The 16476-nt window shown below is 73.3% G+C and carries 18 protein-coding genes; 9 read left to right on the forward strand and 9 right to left on the reverse strand.

Going from position 1 to position 16476, the window contains the following annotated elements; all coding sequences use genetic code 11:
- Positions 1–9: 9 nt before the first annotated feature.
- Genes ACQPZK_RS21605 through ACQPZK_RS21615 form a run of 3 tightly spaced genes read right to left on the reverse strand, consistent with a single transcriptional unit; the run spans position 10 to position 3855 of the window.
- Positions 10–1611: a prenyltransferase gene (locus ACQPZK_RS21605; protein WP_433534745.1), complete on the reverse strand. Its 1602-nt coding sequence runs from the start codon at positions 1609–1611 to the stop codon at positions 10–12.
- Complete coding sequence (locus ACQPZK_RS21610) at positions 1604–2521, reverse strand: terpene synthase family protein (protein WP_433534746.1); 918 nt, start codon at positions 2519–2521, stop codon at positions 1604–1606. The genes ACQPZK_RS21605 and ACQPZK_RS21610 overlap by 8 nt, the downstream gene beginning before the upstream one ends.
- Positions 2518–3855, reverse strand: a complete 1338-nt coding sequence (locus ACQPZK_RS21615; RefSeq protein ID WP_433539268.1) for a cytochrome P450 — start codon at positions 3853–3855, stop codon at positions 2518–2520. Before ACQPZK_RS21615 ends, ACQPZK_RS21610 begins: the two co-directional genes overlap by 4 nt.
- 464 nt (positions 3856–4319) lie before the next feature.
- Between ACQPZK_RS21615 and ACQPZK_RS21620 the strand changes: the two genes are divergently transcribed.
- On the forward strand, positions 4320–4568 hold the full coding sequence (locus tag ACQPZK_RS21620) for a DUF2630 family protein (RefSeq protein WP_433534747.1): 249 nt from the start codon (positions 4320–4322) through the stop codon (positions 4566–4568).
- 48 nt (positions 4569–4616) lie between these two features.
- Here ACQPZK_RS21620 and ACQPZK_RS21625 read toward each other — a convergent pair whose 3' ends face one another.
- The 3 genes from ACQPZK_RS21625 to ACQPZK_RS21635 form a co-directional block, all read right to left on the reverse strand.
- Positions 4617–5549, reverse strand: a complete 933-nt coding sequence (locus tag ACQPZK_RS21625) for a serine protein kinase RIO (protein WP_433534748.1) — start codon at positions 5547–5549, stop codon at positions 4617–4619.
- Between the two features lie 183 nt (positions 5550–5732).
- Complete coding sequence (locus tag ACQPZK_RS21630) at positions 5733–6377, reverse strand: HAD family hydrolase (protein ID WP_421472160.1); 645 nt, start codon at positions 6375–6377, stop codon at positions 5733–5735.
- Positions 6378–6441: 64 nt separating this feature from the next.
- On the reverse strand, positions 6442–7302 hold the full coding sequence (locus tag ACQPZK_RS21635) for a carbon-nitrogen hydrolase family protein (protein ID WP_433534749.1): 861 nt from the start codon (positions 7300–7302) through the stop codon (positions 6442–6444).
- A 77-nt stretch (positions 7303–7379) separates the two neighbouring features.
- Between ACQPZK_RS21635 and ACQPZK_RS21640 the strand changes: the two genes are divergently transcribed.
- The 7 genes from ACQPZK_RS21640 to ACQPZK_RS21670 all read left to right on the forward strand — a co-directional run bounded on the left by ACQPZK_RS21640 (position 7380) and on the right by ACQPZK_RS21670 (position 12476).
- Entirely contained in the window at positions 7380–7952 is a 573-nt protein-coding gene (locus ACQPZK_RS21640) for a TetR/AcrR family transcriptional regulator (RefSeq protein WP_234591495.1), read from the forward strand.
- Between the two features lie 104 nt (positions 7953–8056).
- Positions 8057–8974: a TIGR04222 domain-containing membrane protein gene (locus ACQPZK_RS21645; protein ID WP_433534750.1), complete on the forward strand. Its 918-nt coding sequence runs from the start codon at positions 8057–8059 to the stop codon at positions 8972–8974.
- Positions 8971–9789, forward strand: a complete 819-nt coding sequence (locus ACQPZK_RS21650; RefSeq protein WP_433534751.1) for a DUF692 domain-containing protein — start codon at positions 8971–8973, stop codon at positions 9787–9789. Before ACQPZK_RS21645 ends, ACQPZK_RS21650 begins: the two co-directional genes overlap by 4 nt.
- Positions 9786–10334 (forward strand): hypothetical protein, encoded by a 549-nt coding sequence (locus ACQPZK_RS21655; RefSeq protein ID WP_433534752.1) that lies wholly within the window; start codon positions 9786–9788, stop codon positions 10332–10334. The genes ACQPZK_RS21650 and ACQPZK_RS21655 overlap by 4 nt, the downstream gene beginning before the upstream one ends.
- Entirely contained in the window at positions 10319–11080 is a 762-nt protein-coding gene (locus tag ACQPZK_RS21660; RefSeq protein WP_433534753.1) for an SDR family oxidoreductase, read from the forward strand. The genes ACQPZK_RS21655 and ACQPZK_RS21660 overlap by 16 nt, the downstream gene beginning before the upstream one ends.
- Positions 11081–11157: 77 nt before the next feature.
- Positions 11158–11763 (forward strand): G/U mismatch-specific DNA glycosylase, encoded by a 606-nt coding sequence (gene mug, locus ACQPZK_RS21665; protein ID WP_433539269.1) that lies wholly within the window; start codon positions 11158–11160, stop codon positions 11761–11763.
- 227 nt (positions 11764–11990) lie between these two features.
- Complete coding sequence (locus tag ACQPZK_RS21670; protein ID WP_433534754.1) at positions 11991–12476, forward strand: hypothetical protein; 486 nt, start codon at positions 11991–11993, stop codon at positions 12474–12476.
- Between the two features lie 4 nt (positions 12477–12480).
- Here the strand turns inward: ACQPZK_RS21670 and ACQPZK_RS21675 are convergent, their stop codons facing one another.
- From ACQPZK_RS21675 to ACQPZK_RS21685, 3 genes are all read right to left on the reverse strand, one after another.
- Positions 12481–14457 carry an ABC transporter ATP-binding protein gene (locus ACQPZK_RS21675; protein ID WP_433539270.1) on the reverse strand — a complete coding sequence of 659 codons (1977 nt, stop codon included), beginning with the start codon at positions 14455–14457 and terminating at the stop codon, positions 12481–12483.
- Between the two features lie 112 nt (positions 14458–14569).
- Positions 14570–15337, reverse strand: a complete 768-nt coding sequence (locus ACQPZK_RS21680) for an enoyl-CoA hydratase/isomerase family protein (RefSeq protein WP_433534755.1) — start codon at positions 15335–15337, stop codon at positions 14570–14572.
- A 46-nt stretch (positions 15338–15383) separates the two neighbouring features.
- Positions 15384–15611 (reverse strand): helix-turn-helix domain-containing protein, encoded by a 228-nt coding sequence (locus tag ACQPZK_RS21685; protein ID WP_007462679.1) that lies wholly within the window; start codon positions 15609–15611, stop codon positions 15384–15386.
- A gap of 199 nt (positions 15612–15810) precedes the next feature.
- Here ACQPZK_RS21685 and ACQPZK_RS21690 point away from each other — a divergent pair, with 199 nt between their 5' ends.
- Positions 15811–16410, forward strand: a complete 600-nt coding sequence (locus tag ACQPZK_RS21690; protein ID WP_433534756.1) for a cadmium resistance transporter — start codon at positions 15811–15813, stop codon at positions 16408–16410.
- The last annotated feature ends 66 nt before the right edge of the window (positions 16411–16476 follow it).

Raw genomic sequence — 16476 nt, forward strand, 5'->3', positions numbered from 1 at the left:
CACAACCCCTCAAGTCGCTGTTTTTGTTGCCTGGTAAGCACAATCCACCACCGAACGGTCGAAGTCCGCCAGGTGCCCGCAGGCGAGCCGGCAGGCAGCGAGAACTGCCGCGCGAACGATCGCGGTAGGACAGTACAACTCTTTGCCGTACCACAGTGGAGGGTCCGACCGGTCGGACCCTCGGTGCAGGTAGGCGTGGCCGCGCGCCACCGCGTCGTCGACCCGGGGCGCTCCGGTCGGCGCGGCGACCAGCACCTGGAGGGCGTACGCGGTCTCCTCCGTGGTGCCGTCCCACCGCCCCCACGAGCCGTCGGCCCGCTGGCTGTCCAGCACCCAACGGGCCGCCCGGTCGAGCGCCTCGGCCGCCACGCCACCGCGACCGAATTCCGCCAGGGCGAGCACGCAGCAGGCCGTGGCGTAGTACGGCGAGGCGTGCCAGCGGTCCTGCCAGCGGCCGTCGGCGAGCTGATGAGCCGGCAGTACGGCGCTGAGCCGGTCGACCGTCCGGTGGTACCGCGCGTCCGCGCCGGGGTGGGCGACCACGTGCTGGCCGAACGCGTCCAGCACATGCGCGTTGGTGGTGACCGAGAAGCCGTCCTCGCTCCCCGGCCAGGTGCAGAAACCGTCCGCCGTCTCGTACGCCCAGAGGCTGGCCGGGTCGGCGGGGTGGCCGAGCCGGGCCAGCGCGTCCAGCGTGACCGAGGTGGTGTCGGCGTCGGTCGGCAGGCCCTCGCCGGTGGCGACGCCCTCGGCCGCGGTGGTGGCGGCGGCCAGGGTGCGCAGCACGGCCGCCGGTGGGTCGACCGCGACACCGGCGCGGCGCAGTCCGCTGAGCACCCAGGCGCGTTCGAACACGGTGATCGGAGTCGGGCAGGGCACCGGCCCGTCGCCGTCGCGGATCAACTCCCGCAGGAAGGCGTGCGCGGCAGGGCCGACATCCGGGCCGGCGACGCTCAGCCACGCGGCGGTCGCGGCGGGTGACGCGCCGACGGCCGTGAGGGTCGGTCCGGCTTCGGCCGGTGTCGCGCCCAGCACCTCGTAGAAGTGGGCCAGCTTCGCCGGCAGCGGCGCCCCGGCGGCGACCGCGGCGCGGACGGCGCGCAGCCGGTCGGGGCCGAGCCCCGCGGGCAGCGCAAGCGGTGGGCCGGGCAGCTGATCGGCGATCGCCCGGTTCAGCCGGGCCAGCCGCTCGTTGATCGACTCGACCAGGGCCGGAACGACGAGGTCCAACGCCGGTGTGTCGGGCAGTGCCCGCGCGTGCGTGGTGAGCAGTTGACCGGTGAGCGCGCGCAGGCCGCGCCCCAGCGGGGTGAGCAGGTACGCACCGGTCGAGCCCCCGTTGACCAGCGCCGCGAGCAGAGCGTCGGTGGCGCTGAGCGTGGGCACCAGGGCGTACCCCTCGGGTGGGCCCCACGCCCCGTCCGGGCGCTGCTCGCGCAGCAGGAACCCGATCCGCTGGTGGTGCCCCGGCAGCCAGGGCGCACCGGCGACCAGCCGGCCGCTCTCGTACACCGAGGGGGCGACCTGCCCCCACGGTCGCAGCGCCAGGCCGGCGACCAGCTCCCGCGCGGCGTCGGTGGCCGGCTCGGCCAGCACGGACCCCTCACTCATCGCGTGCTCCCCAGAAGTCCGAGACCTGGTAGAAGCCGCCCGTGAAGGAGATCTGCCGGTGCAGGTAGTCCGCCTGGCGGGGACAGCGGTCGGCGAGGGCCGCAAGGTCGCCGCGGGAACGGTTGGTCAGCTCGGCGAGCCGGGCGTGCACGCGGGCCGGGTCGTCGACCAGCAGCAGGGCGTTCAGGTCACCCCATTCGGCGTCCCGCTCGTGCGTGGCGAGGTCGTTGACCAGCCGCAGCACCCGCTGCACGCCACGGCCGGCGTCGAGCAGGTCGGTCAACTGGGCGAGGGTCTTGGAGTCGCCGGTGGCGATCCAGTGGGTGACGTTGACGAAGGAGCAGGCCAGGTTGTCGGCGTTGTCCAGGTAGCGGTCCAGGTCTGGCAGGCGCTGCCCGGTGGTCGGGTCCGTCGGCAGGTTCTTCCAGTCCCACTCCCGCGAGACGGCGGCGAGCATCCGGGCCAGCTCGTCACGCCAGATCGGGCGCAGCCGGTGGAACGCCGGCACGGTGGCCAGCTCGTCGCGCAGGTCGGCCAGCAGCCGCGCGAGGTGCCGGCCGGGCGGGGGCGCGGCGCCGTCGGCGACCGCCAGGCAGTCGGTCACGATCGTCCGGACGTCGTCCGCCGACCGGGCGAGGTAGTCGACCTGCCAGTCGGCGGCGAAGACCCAGAGCAGGGTACGGGTGGTGATCCGCAGTTCGGCGGCGGTGTGCCACGGGGCGGTGAACGCGATCGCGGTGGCCACCGAGCTGAGCAGCGCGGCGTCGAACGGCGCGGCGTCGAAGAGTTCCGGGTGGGCGGCGGTGACGCTCTGGAGGTCGCGGACGCCTCGTACGGCGAGCGCGCACACCCGACCCTGCTCGGCCACGGCGTCGGGTCCGGCCTGCACCGGCCACGGCGCGCCGGTCATGAGACGACCGGGCGTTCGACCGGGGTGACGATCAGCTCGGCCCGCTGCTTGGGTTGCAGCGAGGCGCCGAGCCGGGGTGTCAGGCCGACCGGCTCGCGCAGTCGGAACCGGTAGCGGCTCAGCACGGTGCTGACGATGAGCTGCGCCTCCAGCAGGAACAGGTACTGCCCGAGGCACTGGTGCGGCCCACCGCCGAACGGGAAGTACGAGTAGCGGTAGCGCCGGCGGGGCTTCTCCGGCGCGAAGCGCTCCGGATCGAACAGCGTCGGATCGTCCCAGAAGGTCGACATCCGCTGGGTGACGTACGGGCTGACCAGCACGGTGCCACCCGCCTTGATCCGCACACCGCCCAGCACGTCGTCGCCCACGGCGGTGCGGGGGATCATCCAGCCGGCGGGGTAGAGCCTCAGCATCTCGTCGAGCACCATGCGGCCGTAGCGCAGATGCGGCAGGTGTTCGCGGCCGACCCGCTCGGAGCCGACCACCCGCTCGATCTCGTCGGTCATCAGCTCGGCCACGTCGGGTCGGGACGACAGCACCGGCCACAGCCAGGAGAGCAGGGCGATCGTGGTCTCGGTGGCGGTGGAGAACATGGCCACCACGTCGCCGCGGATCGCGTACTCGTCGGGCTCACTGCCGTCGGCACGCGGCCGGCACAGGGTAGAGATGATGTCGTCGCCGTCGGTGGGCCGGGCCCGGGCCTCCCGGATGATCGGCAGCACCACCTCGTCGATGGTCCGCACCGCCTCGCGGAAGCGCCGGTCGCCGGGCATCGGTACGGCGTACGGCACGAAGGGCACCAGCAGGCGCGGGAGCATCGCGGTGGTGACCGTGTCGAGCGCCCCGCTGATCCGCAGCGCGTCCGGCACCGAGATGCGGTCGGCGAAGAGCACCCGCATGGTGGTCCGCAGCACGATCCGGGTCAGTTCCGCGCCGCCGTCGATCGGGCGGCCGTCGCGGGCCGGCTCCAGCCACTCGTCGACGGCCTCGTTGATCGCCTCGGCCATCCGGTCGACGAGCGTCTCGGCCCGCTTCGCGGTGAACAGCGGTTGCAGCGCGGCGCGGCTGGACTCCCAGATCTCACCCTCGGCGACCAGGATGGCGTCGCCGACGATCCGGCGGACCGGTCGCCACAGCAGACCCTCTCCGTCGCGGGTGTAGTTGGCAACGTTGTCCCTCAGCACTCGTTGCAGATGCTCGGGATGGCTGACGAGATACGGGCGAAACGAGCCGAGGTTCAGCCGGACGACCTCGCCGCCGGCGGCGTCCGCGAAGCCGACGAGCGCGCCGAGCGGGTCGCGGACCAGCGCGGGCAGGGCACGACGCAGCGGGATCATCCGGGGTTCGGTGCTGACGGGGGCGGGGCCGGCATCGGACACCTGGGACATGCGCTGTCTCCTCGTCGCCCCGGCGGCCTGAGCGATCCACTTCGGCCGGTCGGGACTGTGAAATTTTCACCTTCTGGGCGTCGGAAGCATCTCACCAATTCCAGGACACCTCTAGATCTGTGACCGGTGAGATTTCACCAACGTCCCAGACGAGCATCGATGTCCACGACGGTCCGAAGTCCTGAGTGGATAGTCAGGATGCGGCACCGGCGCAGGTCGCACCCGTACACCGGTCACCCGCCACCGTCGGCCGGCCCGGACGACGACGGGCCCGCGGGTCGGCCGGCCACCGGACCCGCAGCACGGGTCGCGCCCGTGCGATCCCAGAGGTCGGGCAGCGCAGTGAGCAAGGACGCACCGGTCCCCCCGAATCCGGGCGATGGCGGGCACCCTGTGCCAGGCTCTGTGGCATGGACGACAAGACCATCCTGAACCGGATCTCCGAGCTGGTCGACGAGGAGCACCGGCTACGCGCGGAGGCCCAGGCCCACGAGTCGGGCACCGAGGGCGAGGCCAGTGAGCGCCTGCGCGCCCTGGAGGAATCCCTCGACCAGTGCTGGGACCTGCTGCGCCGCCGCCGGGCCGCCCGGTCCACCCACGGCGACCCCGACTCGCAGGGCGAACGCCCCAAGCCCGAGGTCGAGCGCTACCTGCAGTGATCGACACGGGCGGGTCGGGCGGTCCGGCGGCCACCCGACCCGCTCCGGTCAGCGGATACCCGCCTCACGCAGCAACTCCCCGGTCAGCGTGCCGGGGTCGACCTGCTCGGCGCTCAACCCCCGGGCCGCGAACCAGGCGCTGACCACCCGGACGTCGCGGGCGAGGAACGCGGGCCCCTGCGGGTTCGCCACCACGTCGACCACCTGCGGCAGGTCGATCACGACCAGCCGCCCAGAGTGCACGAGCAGGTTGTACGGCGACAGGTCACCGTGGGCGTACCCCGCCCGGGCCAGCACGCGCAGCGCCTCGACCAGCTGGCCCCACAGGTCGCGCAGCTCGACCGGGCCGGGCCGGAGCTGGGCCAGCCGGGGCGCGGCCTGTCCCGACTCGGCGTCGCCGACGAACTCCAACATCAGCTCGGTGCCCCGCACCTGCACGGGGTACGGCACGGCGATCCGGTCGTGCCCGGCGCCAATCTCCCAGAGCCGCGCCAGCACGGCGAACTCGGCCGCCGCCCACTGCCCGGCGATCATCTGGCGGCCGAAGGCCGTCCGGCCGGCCATCGCCCGCATCTCCCGGGAACGCCGCACCCGGCGGCCCTCCAGATAGCCGGCGTCACGGTGGAACAGCCGATGCTCGGCGTCCCGGTACCGCTTCACCGCCAGCAGGCAGGACCGGTCCGTGTCCGGCACCGCCCGGCGGACCAGGTGGACGTCCGCCTCCTTGCCGGTCTTCAGCACACCCAGCTCGGTGTCCTTGGCGGCCAACTCGGTGACCAACCAGTCCGGGTACGGCTGTGGCCCGTGCACCGCGTCGTCCCACGACGACCAGCGTTCGCCGGTGTCGGGATCGGGCTCGGTGTCGGGGTCGACGGGCGACTCGGTGGGCCGGGCCCGCTTCAGGAACTGCGGCTCGTCGTCGTCGAAGCGGCGCTTGCCGCGGGTCCGGCGCTCCCGCGCCGGAAGGTCATGATCGCGCACTGTGGTGAGGTTCCCTTGATCGAGGCGGAGGTAGGCAGCGGAAAGCGACCTCTGAAGACGGTCATGACCGGCCTCCTCTCCTCGATCGGGCTGCTCGCCCGGTGCACGTTGCGCCGCCCATCCTCGCGACAGCCCGGACGGCGGGTCAACCGAATTACGGCAGCAACGCCACGGCGCTACGGGTCAGCTCGCCAGCACCGTGGCGACGGCGGCGATCAGCCCGTCCACCGTGCGGCTCGGCGCGAACCGGACGTCCGACCAGGTCCGCCCCCGGTGCAGCCAGACGCTGGGCAGCCCGACGGCGGCGGCGCCACCGATGTCCGCCTCCGGGCTGTCGCCGACCACCCAGGCGCCCCGCAGGGGCATCCGGACCCGCTGTGCGGCGAGCGCGAAGATCCGCGGGTTGGGTTTGCTGACCCCGGCCTCCTCGGAGATCACCCAGTCGGCGACGTAGCGGTCCAGGCCGGTACGACGGATCTTGGCGTCCTCCAGGCGTACCGTGCCGTTGCACACCACCACCGGCACCCACCCCGCGTCGTCGGCGATGCGCAACGCACAGGCGGTCAGCGGATCGAGCCGGGTCTGCGCGACCACCCCGTCGTGCAGCTCCTCCACCAGGTCGATCGACGGGATGCGCAGCTCGTAGCGGTCCCGGATCGCGTCGGCCAGGTCCCAGCGGTCGGTCAACCCGTCCGCGTCGAGCGAGACCAGCCAGTCGATGTCGGTGGGGGGCGCGCCGATGCCGTCCAGGAAGCGCTCACCCCAGCGGCGGAACGGCCCGGCCCGGTCCAGCAGGGTGTTGTCCAGGTCCAGCAGGAGCAGTGGCACTCGGGCACCCTACGGGACCGACGTGTCCGCCAACAGACCCGCGTGTTTCGACTTCACGATGGGCTTAACCGGTCAGCGACACGCGCGGGCCGCCCTGGCCCGGTAGCAGATCGGCGAGCATCGAATGGGCCGTCCGGGTGGCCGTGAGCACGGCCGGATCAAGGGTCGCCACGAGCGTGTCGGTGCCCTCGTCGGCGCCCCGGGCGAGCGTACGTCCCTGTGGGTCGTAGATCGCTGCCCCGCCGTTGAAGCGCCACGGGTCGTTGCCGCCGACGGCGTTGGCGAACACCACGAACATGGTGTTGTCCAGGGCCCGCGCGGCGTAGTACAGGTCCCGGCGGTGCTCGGAGCCGGCCAGGTAGCCGCTGGGACACAGGTAGGCGTGCGCGCCGTCGAGCGCGGCGGCGCGGCCGTGTTCGGGGAAGCAGCCGTCGTAGCAGATGCCCAGCCCGAGCCGCCAGTCGTCGACGAGCAGCGTGGCGCCCCGCCCGCCGGGGGTGAACAGGTCGCGTTCGTCGCCCCAGAGCTGCTGCTTGTCGTACCCGACCCGGACGCCGCCGGTGTGGTCGACCACGAGGGCGGCGATGGTCCGCCGGTCGTCCGGGTGCCGGACCGCCGCGCCGACCACGACGGTGGTTCCGGCGGTCCGTGCCGCGTCGCGCAGCGGGTCGAGCCGGCTGTCGGCGACCACACCGGCCGGGTCGGCCGTCACGTGGGTGCCGACCGGATCGGCGGCGAGGGTCGGCGGGTGGTACGCGCAGAGGTACAGCTCGGGGAGGACGACCACGCGGGCGCCCTGCCCGGCGGCGAGACGGACCAGTTCGGCGGCTGCCGCGGCATTGCCGGCGACGTCACCGGGCACCGGTGTGGCCTGGACGGTGGCGACGGTCAGCGGGCCGGACGGCGCGGGGTACGAGCGGGTCACCGGTGGATCGTAAACGGCACGTTACCAAGCCGTACGTACGGTTTGCACGGCACGGGGTGACCTGCGACGATCGCGGTGTGCCCAGAGTAAGTCAGGACCAGCTCGACGCGCGCCGGCAGGAGATCCTTGCCGCGGCCCGGGCGTGTTTCGCCCGACTCGGCTACGAGGGGGCCACCGTCCGCCGCCTCGAGGAGGCCACCGGGTTGTCCCGGGGCGCCATCTTCCACCACTTCCGCGACAAGGACTCGCTCTTCCTCGCCGTCGCCGAGGACGACGCCGCGGCCATGGTCGAAACGGTCGCCCGCAACGGTCTGGTGCAGGTGATGCGCGACCTGCTCGCCCGCGCGGTCTCGCCGGACACCACCGGCTGGCTGGGCAGTCAACTGGAGGTCTCCCGCCGGCTGCGCACCGATCCGGCGTTCGCCAAGCGCTGGGCCGAGCGGTCCGCCGCGATCGCCGAGGCGACCCGGGACCGGCTGGCCCGCCAGCGCGACGCCGGGGTGCTGCGCGAGGACGTACCCATCGACGTGCTGGCCCAGTTCCTGGAGCTGGCCTACGACGGCCTGGTGCTGCACCTGGCCATGGGCCGACCGGCCGGCGACCTGGGTCCGGTGCTCGACCTGGTCGAGGAGGCGGTCCGCCGCCGCTGAGCGGTGTTTCCGCCGCCGCCGACGGCGTGGGCGCCCCGGCCCGGCCGGATGGCGACGGTGCTCCACAATGGGGCCGCCGACCCCTCCGGCGACAGGAGCAGCCGATGATCGTCCACGCCGCCTCGGGCGACACCTGGGGTGTCCCCGGCCCGACCTTCCTCCGGCTCTACCTCGTGGCGGCCGTCGTGGTGGCCACCGTCGCGGTCCTGCACCGGGTACGCCTCACCACCGGCCGCGAGCCCCTCGTCGCCGAGCCGCTCGGCCCCCAGGAGGTCGCCTACCTCAACGGTGGGCCGGCCCTCGCGGTGCACGCCGCGCTGGGCGGCCTGCGGGGCAGCGGCGCGATCGACGTCGGTCCGGATCGCCGCCTCCTCACCACCGGCCCGACCCCGACCGGGCTCACTCCGCTGGAGCAGGCCATCCACTGGGCCGCCCACCAGGGCGCGCGGGCCCGGGACCTCGCCCAGGACCAGCGGGTGGCCGCCGCGCTCGACCAGCTCGGCGCCAGCCTCGAAGGACGGGGACTGCGCGTCAGCCAGTCGCAGCGGGCCTCCGCACGACAGTGGCGGCTCTTCCTCGCTGCGCTGCTGGTGTTCGGCGTCGTACGGCTGTTCGCCGGCCTGGCCAACGGACGGCCGGTGGGCTTTCTGCTGCTCACCCTCCTCGGTGTGGCGGTGGCGGTGCTGCTGCTCTGGCGGGTGCCCGAGACCACCCGGGCCGGTCGCCACGCCCTGCGCGACCTGCGCACCCGACACCACCACCTCGCGCCCGACTCGTCCCCCGCGTACGCCACCTACGGCGCGGCCGGCGCGGCGATGGGTGTGGCCCTGTACGGCACGGCGTCGCTGTGGGCCGTCGACCCGAGCTTCGCCGAGCAGGCCGAGATCCAGCGCCAGGCGATCGCCAGCAGCGGCTGGTCGGGGACCGGAAGCGGATCATCGGGTACGACCGGCAGCTCCTGCGGCGGTGGCAGCTCCTGCGGTGGAGGCGGCGGGTGCGGTGGCGGCGGGTGCGGCGGATGACCGGCCCGCACGGCGTCGGCATCGGCTGGCGGCCCGAGATCGCCGGCTTCGTGGCCGAGCTGCCCGGGTTGCGTTTCGTCGAGGTGGTGGCCGAGTCGGTGCCGTCGACCGGACCACTCCCGGTCGGGCTGACACAGCTGCGGGAACGCGGTGTGACTGTCGTACCCCATGGGGTGCGGCTCTCCCTCGGCGGCGCCGAGCCGGTCGACCCGGCCCGCGTCGCCCACCTGGCCGCGGTCGCGCAGCGGGTGGACGCCCCGCTCGTCAGCGAGCACATCGCGTTCGTACGGGCCGGCGGGCTGGAGGCCGGCCACCTGCTGCCGCTGCCGCGCAGTCGGGAGGCGGTCGACGTGGTCTGCGCGAACGTGACCCGCGCGCAGGCGGAGCTGCCGGTGCCGATCGTGCTGGAGCCGATCGCCGCCCTCTTCGACTGGCCCGACGACGAGCTGGACGAGGCGGACTTCCTCACCGAGATCCTGGACCGGACCGGCGCGCTGCTGCTGCTGGACGTCGCCAACGTGCATGCCAACGCCCGGAACCGGGGCACCGACCCGCTCGCGCTGCTCGACCGGCTGCCGCTGGACCGGATCGGCTACGTGCACGTGGCCGGCGGCGCCGAACGCGGTGGCTTCTACCACGACACGCACAGCGATCCGGTACCGCCGGAGGTGGTGGAGCTGGTCGCCGCGCTCTGCGCCCGGCAACGGCCGCCGGCGCTGCTGCTGGAACGCGACGGCGGGTACCCACCGGCCGCCGAGCTGCGCGCCGAACTGGACGCCCTGGCCGCGGCGTCCGGCTTCCCGGCCGTGACATGACCGGAGCTGTGGCGGGCGACCCGGAGGGCGTGCACGGGCCGCCCCCACCCCGCACCGGTCTCGCCGCGCGGCAGGCGGAGCTGGTGGCCGCACTGGTCGCCGGAGGTCCGTCACCGGCCGGGTTCGCGGCGGGGCCGCTGGCCGCCGCCCGGGCGGCGCTGCTGAACAAGCGCGCCGGCGAGGTGGCCCGGCACTGGCCGCTGCTCGCCGCCGGCCTCGGTGCCGCATGGCCCGCGACCTTCGTCGACTGGGCCGCCGGCCGCCCCACGGCGGGCTCGCTGCGCGACGGCTGGGACCTGGCCCGTGACCTGCGGCAACGCGGAACGCTACCCCCGGCGGGCGCGGAGGAGTTGGCGGTCCGGGAGGCGGGCCGGCGCTACGACGGGCGCAGCGCGCCACGTCCGCGCCGGCTGCCGACCGTGGCCCGCGCCGGCGGCGCCGTCGCGGTGCAGGTCGCCGGTCGGGTACGACTGCTGCGCCCCGCCGCCAACGTTGGCGGGGACGCGCCGAATGGGGAAAGATCGGCGTTATGGATCTCGGACTGACCGACCGGGTGTACGTGCTCACCGGCGCCTCTCGTGGCCTGGGCTACGCGACGGCGCAGTGCCTGGTCGCCGATGGGGCGCGGGTGGTGCTCTCGGCGCGGGACGCGGACGCGGTGGCCGCCGCCGCCGAGCAACTGGGCGGTCCGGGCAAGGCGGTCGGCATCGCCGCGGACCTGGCCGACCCGCAGACCCCGGAGCGACTCGTCGCCGCGGCTCGCACCCACTTCGGCCGGCTCGACGGCGCGCTGATCTCGGTCGGCGGCCCGCCCGCCGGCAACGCCGCGTCGATCACCGACGAGCAGTGGCGGCACTCCTTCGAGACCGTCTTCCTGGGCACCGTCCGCGCGGCACGCACCATCGCCGGAGCGCTGTCCGACGGGGGCGCGATCGGTCTGGTGCTGTCCACCTCGGCCCGGGGTCCGGTGCCCGGCCTCGGCATCTCCAACGGCCTGCGGCCCGGCCTCGTGGGCGTCGCCAAGGACATCGCCGACGACTACGGCCCACGGGGCGTACGCGTCGTCGGCCTGCTGCCCGGCCGGATCCTCACCGACCGCAACCGGGAGCTGTTCGCCGCGACCGGTGATCCGGAGCGCGCCCGCGCCGAGGCGGAGGCCATCATCCCGTTGCGCCGCCTCGGCGACCCGGCCGAGTTCGGCCGGGTGGCCGCCTTCGTACTCTCCCCCGCCGCGAGTTACCTGACCGGCCTCACCGTGCCCGTCGACGGCGGCGCACTGCGCGGCCTGTGACAGCGGGCGCTCCGACACCAGGCACCGATGGTCGTACCGGTGCTGTGCCGCCAGCGCTGGGCAGTCGTGCCGGCGCTGTGCCGCCGGCTCCGGGCGGTCGTACCGGCGCGGGTGTCACGCATCCGCGGCCCACCCGGGCGGAGCTGGCGGCGGCCGCGGACCGGACCATTCCCGACGTGCTCGCCCCGGGGTTGGCGGTGCTTTTCGTCGGGATCAACCCCGGCCTCTGGTCGGCGGCCACCGGCTGGCACTTCGCCCGGCCCGGCAACCGGTTCTGGCCGGCGCTGCACCTGGGCGGGTTCACTCCCCGCCTGCTGCACCCGAGCGAGCAGGACGAGTTGCCGGCCCTCGGGCTGGGCATCACCAACATGGCCGCCCGGGCCAGCGCCCGCGCCGACGAGCTGAGCCCTCAGGAACTTCTCGACGGTGCGGCGATCCTGACCGACAAGGTGGCCCGGTACCGGCCGCAGTGGGTGGCCGTGGTGGGGGTGACCGCGTACCGGATCGGTTTCCAGCGACCCAAGGCCACCTTCGGGCCGCAGCCGGAGGCGCTGGCGGGGGCGCGGTTGTGGGTGCTGCCGAACCCGAGCGGCCTGAACGCGCACTTCACCCCGGTGACGCTGGGCACGGCGTTCGCCGAACTACGTGCAGCCACAGGTCTGCCCGACCTGACCACGCGCTGACCCGCTACCCCCGCCCCGCCCAAGCCCGCTGATCATGAAGTTGTTGCCACGACACGCCGACGCGAGTGGCGATTACTTCATGATCAACCAAGGTGGGACAGTCCGACGAGCGGTCCCGGCGGCATGCCGTGGTCCGCTCGGCCGTCTCCATGCCAGCGACCGGTATCGAGTCGCCCCGCATGATGATCGGGAGTGTCGTTCCATGGTGGACGGGGAACGAACCCCGCATGGCTGACCCGCAGAAGCCTGATCTGGATGAACTGCTCGCCTCGCGCCTGTGGCCCGCGGTGCTCATCCCGGTCGGAGTGCTCGCCGCGCTGGTCGCCGTCGGCATCTGGCGGGCAACGTTCCCCTTCGTGCCGGTGGCCCTGCTTCTCACCACGGTCATCGTGGCCTGGCGGCAGCGGGACGACGCCCTGCTGGCTGACGAGACCGGACTGTGGGTTCGGCGTCGAGGCCGGGTCACCCGTCGCTACCGCTGGGAAGAGATCCACCAAGCCGGATTGACCCGGCCTGGCTTCGGCCAAGTCGCCCTGGCCGTCTACCCGGACGGCGGGCCGTGGGACGTGCCCGGCCCCAACAACGCGGTCGTCGTGGGCCGCGTCTGGACGCTGCGCAAGCCCGACCCGCAGACAACGGACCGGATCAACGCGCTGCTGCGCTCCCGGGGCATCCGCACGACCGACTCACCACGCCCCGCGATGGGCGCCTGACGGGTCAGTTGGCGGCGGCGGGCGGCATCGCCTCGTCGGCGACGTACGTGCCCAGGGGCATGACCACCGGCTCGGGGCCGGTCGCGTCCACGAAGGGGCGGGGCGAGTCGGCGACCGCGAACTGCGTGCGGTACAGCTCGGCGTACAGACCACCGACCGCGACCAGCTCGTCGTGCCGGCCCCGCTCGACGATCCGCCCGCCGTCGAGCACGAGGATCTGGTCGGCGTCCCGGACGGTGGAGAGCCGGTGCGCGATCACCAGGGCGGTACGTCCGGCGAGGGCCACCGACAGCGCGCGCTGCACCGCGGCCTCGCTCTCCGAGTCGAGATGGGCGGTCGCCTCGTCGAGGATGACGATCGACGGGGCCTTGAGCAGCAGCCGGGCGATGGCGATGCGCTGCTTCTCGCCGCCGGAGAAGCGGTAACCGCGCTCCCCCACCGTCGTGTCCAGCCCGTCGGGCAGCGACCGGACCAGGTCGGCGACCTGGGCGCCGGCGAGCGCGGCCCAGATCTCGTCGTCGGTGGCGTCGGGCTTGGCGTAGCGCAGATTCTCGGCGATCGTCTCGTGGAACAGGTGCGAGTCCTGGGTGACCACGCCGATCTCGTCGCGCAGGGAGGCGAGCGTGGCGTCGCGGACGTCCACCCCGCCGACCAGGACCTGGCCGTCGGTCACGTCGTAGATCCGGGAGACGAGCATCGACAGCGTCGACTTGCCGGCGCCGGAGGGGCCGACCAGGGCGACCATCTGCCCGGGCTCGACGCTGAACGAAACGCCCTTGAGCACCGGTTCGTTGACCGTGCGGTCGAGGGTGGCCACCTCCTCCAGCGAGGCGAGGGAGATCTCGGCGGCGCTCGGGTAGCGGAAGCGCACGTCGCGGAAGTCGACCCGGCCGGCGCCCCGGGGCACCGGCACGGCGTCGGGCTTCTCCACGATGCCGGGCTGGAGGTCGAGCACCTCGAAGACGCGGTCGAAGGAGACCAGCGCGCTCATCACGTCCACCCGGACGTTGGACAGCGCGGTGAGCGGCCCGTACAGGCGGGTGAGCAACAGCGCGAGAGTCACGACCGTGCCGGCGCTGACGCCGCCGGTGACGGCGAGCCAACCGCCGAGACCGTAGGTGAGCGCCTGCGCCAGCGAGGCGACCAGCAGCATCGCCACGAAGAACGTCCGCGAGTACATGGCGGACTGGATGCCGATGTCGCGCACCCGCTCGGCACGTCCGGCGAACCGGCGGGCCTCGATGTCGGGCTGGCCGAAGAGCTTCACGAGCAGCGCGCCGGCCACCCCGAAACGCTCGGTCATGGTCGCGTTCATCTTGGCGTCGAGGTTGTACGCCTCGCGCGTGATGTCGGCCAGCCGCCGACCCACCCGGCGTGCCGGAATGATGAAGATCGGAAGCAGCACCAGCGACAGCGCGGTGATCTGCCAGGAGAGAGTGAACATCACGGCAGCGGTGAGCACGAGTTGGATGACGTTGCTGACCACGCCGGACAGGGTGGAGGTGAACGCCCGCTGGGCCCCGAGCACGTCGTTGTTGAGCCTGCTGACCAGGGCGCCGGTCTGGGTGCGGGTGAAGAACTGCAACGGCATCCGCTGCACGTGGTCGTAGACGCGGGTGCGCAGGTCGAGGATGATGCCCTCGCCGATGCGGGCGGAATACCACCGTTGGGCCAGGGACAGCAGCGCGTCGGCGACCGCCAGCGCGGCGATGAACAGCGCCAACCGGATGACGAGCTGACCGGCCTCGGTGCCGCCCCGGTTGATCGCGTTGATCACGTCACCGGCGAGCACCGGCGTGGCGACGCCGATGATGGCGGCGAGCACGACCGTGGCCAGGAAGACGACGATGTCGCGCCGGTAGGGCTGGGCGAAGGCGACGATGCGGCGGGCCACCCCGCGCTTGAGCCGGTGGGCCGAGACCTCGTCGCGGTTGCGCATCGACCGGAGCATGCTCCACCCGGCCATGCCACCGCCGGACATCGGGTTGGACACCACTCACCTCCGGGTCGTCGGGCGAACGCGCTGACGGGTCAATTCTCCCGACAGGTGTGACAACCTCGGTCGTAACCCGGATCTTCCCGCGCGGTCCTTACTATTCGCCCCGGCCGGCGAGATCGCGGAGGCGGCGGGTCTGCGCCTCACGCTCGGCCCGCTGCTGGTCGGCGTGCGACCGCCCGGCCGCGCCCGCGAGCAGCGCCTTGATCTCCACCACCGCGTCGCGCGGGCCGGCCAGCAGGCCCGCCGTCAGGTCACGGACCGCGTCGTCCAGCTCCGCCGGGGGTACGACGAGAGTGGCGAGGCCGATCCGCTCGGCCTCGGCGGCGTCCAGCCGGCGGCCCGTGGCGCAGATCTCCAGAGCCCGGGAGTAGCCGACGAGTTCCACGAGACGCTTCGTGCCGGCCAGGTCGGGCACCAGCCCGAGCGTCACCTCGGCCATCGAGAACTTCGCGTCGGTCGCGACGACCCGCAGGTCGCAGGCGAGGGCGAGCTGGAAGCCGGCGCCGATCGCATGCCCCTGCACCGCCGCCACGGAGATGACGTCCGGTCGGTGCAGCCAGGTGAAGCCGCCCTGGAAGTCGGCGATGCGGTCCGCGCACTCGTCTTCGGGCAGCGTGGCCAGCTCGGCGAACGACCCCGGGCCGGACGCGCCGGCCACCGCGAGGTCGAGGCCGGCGGAGAACGCACGCCCCTCGCCCCGGACCACCACCACCCGTACGTCGCCGGGTAGGTCGCGCGAGAATTCGCTCATCGCGCGCCACATAGCCGGCGTCTGGGCATTGAGCACGTCGGGCCGGCACAACGTCACCGTGGCGACCGGCCCGTCGCAGGTCAGCCGAACCCCGGTTGCCTCGGCGGTCACCGGACTGCCCGGGGCGCGGCGCTGGTCAACGACGCTAAGGGGCGGGTCACGCCTTCTTGCGGCGCCGGGCACCGCCGCGCTGACGCAGCTGAACCCCGGACTCGGTGAGCACTCGGTGGATGAACCCGTAGGAACGGCCGGTCGAGGCCGCCAGCGCGCGGATGCTCTCCCCCGAGGTGTACCGCTTTACCAGGTCCTTGGCGAGCGTCTGACGCTCGGCTCCGACGATCCGGCGACCCTTCTCAGTGCTGGTGGCTGTGCCAGTGGCTGCCATGCTGTGTCCTCACGTCCCAGACTGTGCGGTTCGGATACGGTCCCACCTATTAGACCGCCTCGGACGATCATGCGCCAGATATCAACTCTTCGCCAACCGACACGCTATGCAATGTCAGGTTCCCGATAGAGTGATCCTTCCGAAGGGTCCGGTGCGGGCCACTTCGGCGCGGTGACGATCCCACCCGTACGCTCCCGGGGTGATCGACCTGTTCGGCACCGCAGCCGGCGCGGCCGTCGTCTTCGCCGCCACCGACATCGACGACATCGTCATCCTCACGCTGTTCTTCGTCGCGGCCCGGACCACCGGCCGGCCCCGCACCTGGCAGATCGTCGCCGGCCAGTACCTCGGCATCGGCGCGCTCGCGCTGGCCAGCGCGGTGGTCGCCGCCGGGTTGCTGGTCGTGCCGGACCCGTGGACCGGGCTGCTCGGCCTGCTGCCGATCGCGCTGGGCGTCCGGGCGCTGTGGCACCGCGACGACGACGAGGCCGCCGCGGTCGTCACCGGCACCCTCGGCGTGGCCGGGGTGACCATCGCCAACGGGGCTGACAACGTGGCCGTCTACGTACCCGTGTTCCGGGCCCTCGGCCCCGGCGACAGCGCGGTGTTCCTGCTGGTCTTCGTGGTGCTGATCGGTCTGTGGTGCGCCGCCGCGGCCTGGCTCGGCGGCCACCGGCGGGTGGTCGCTCTGGTCGAGCGTGCCGGGCACTGGCTGGTACCGGCGATCTTCGTCGGCATCGGCGTGGTGATCCTGGTCAGCTCCGGCGTGCTCGGCCGACTGGTCGACCTGCTGGGCTGAGGCCGTGCCCCGCGACGCGACCCGGCCGCCCTGCCCCGCGGCGCGAGCCGGCCGCCGTGCCCCGCG

Origin of the sequence: Micromonospora sp. CA-249363 (assembly GCF_050950185.1) — a bacterium.
In the GTDB taxonomy this organism is placed as follows: domain Bacteria; phylum Actinomycetota; class Actinomycetes; order Mycobacteriales; family Micromonosporaceae; genus Micromonospora.

What these genes read in the sequence shown, in the direction of transcription:
- ACQPZK_RS21605 (WP_433534745.1), bottom strand. Translation starts at nt 1,611, where the DNA reads ATGAGTGAGGGGTCCGTGCTGGCCGAGCCGGCCACCGACGCCGCGCGG.
- ACQPZK_RS21610 (WP_433534746.1), bottom strand. Translation starts at nt 2,521, where the DNA reads ATGACCGGCGCGCCGTGGCCGGTGCAGGCCGGACCCGACGCCGTGGCC.
- ACQPZK_RS21620 (WP_433534747.1), top strand. Translation starts at nt 4,320, where the DNA reads ATGGACGACAAGACCATCCTGAACCGGATCTCCGAGCTGGTCGACGAG.
- ACQPZK_RS21645 (WP_433534750.1), top strand. Translation starts at nt 8,057, where the DNA reads ATGATCGTCCACGCCGCCTCGGGCGACACCTGGGGTGTCCCCGGCCCG.
- ACQPZK_RS21650 (WP_433534751.1), top strand. Translation starts at nt 8,971, where the DNA reads ATGACCGGCCCGCACGGCGTCGGCATCGGCTGGCGGCCCGAGATCGCC.
- ACQPZK_RS21655 (WP_433534752.1), top strand. Translation starts at nt 9,786, where the DNA reads ATGACCGGAGCTGTGGCGGGCGACCCGGAGGGCGTGCACGGGCCGCCC.
- ACQPZK_RS21660 (WP_433534753.1), top strand. Translation starts at nt 10,319, where the DNA reads ATGGATCTCGGACTGACCGACCGGGTGTACGTGCTCACCGGCGCCTCT.
- ACQPZK_RS21670 (WP_433534754.1), top strand. Translation starts at nt 11,991, where the DNA reads ATGGCTGACCCGCAGAAGCCTGATCTGGATGAACTGCTCGCCTCGCGC.
- ACQPZK_RS21675 (WP_433539270.1), bottom strand. Translation starts at nt 14,457, where the DNA reads ATGTCCGGCGGTGGCATGGCCGGGTGGAGCATGCTCCGGTCGATGCGC.
- ACQPZK_RS21685 (WP_007462679.1), bottom strand. Translation starts at nt 15,611, where the DNA reads ATGGCAGCCACTGGCACAGCCACCAGCACTGAGAAGGGTCGCCGGATC.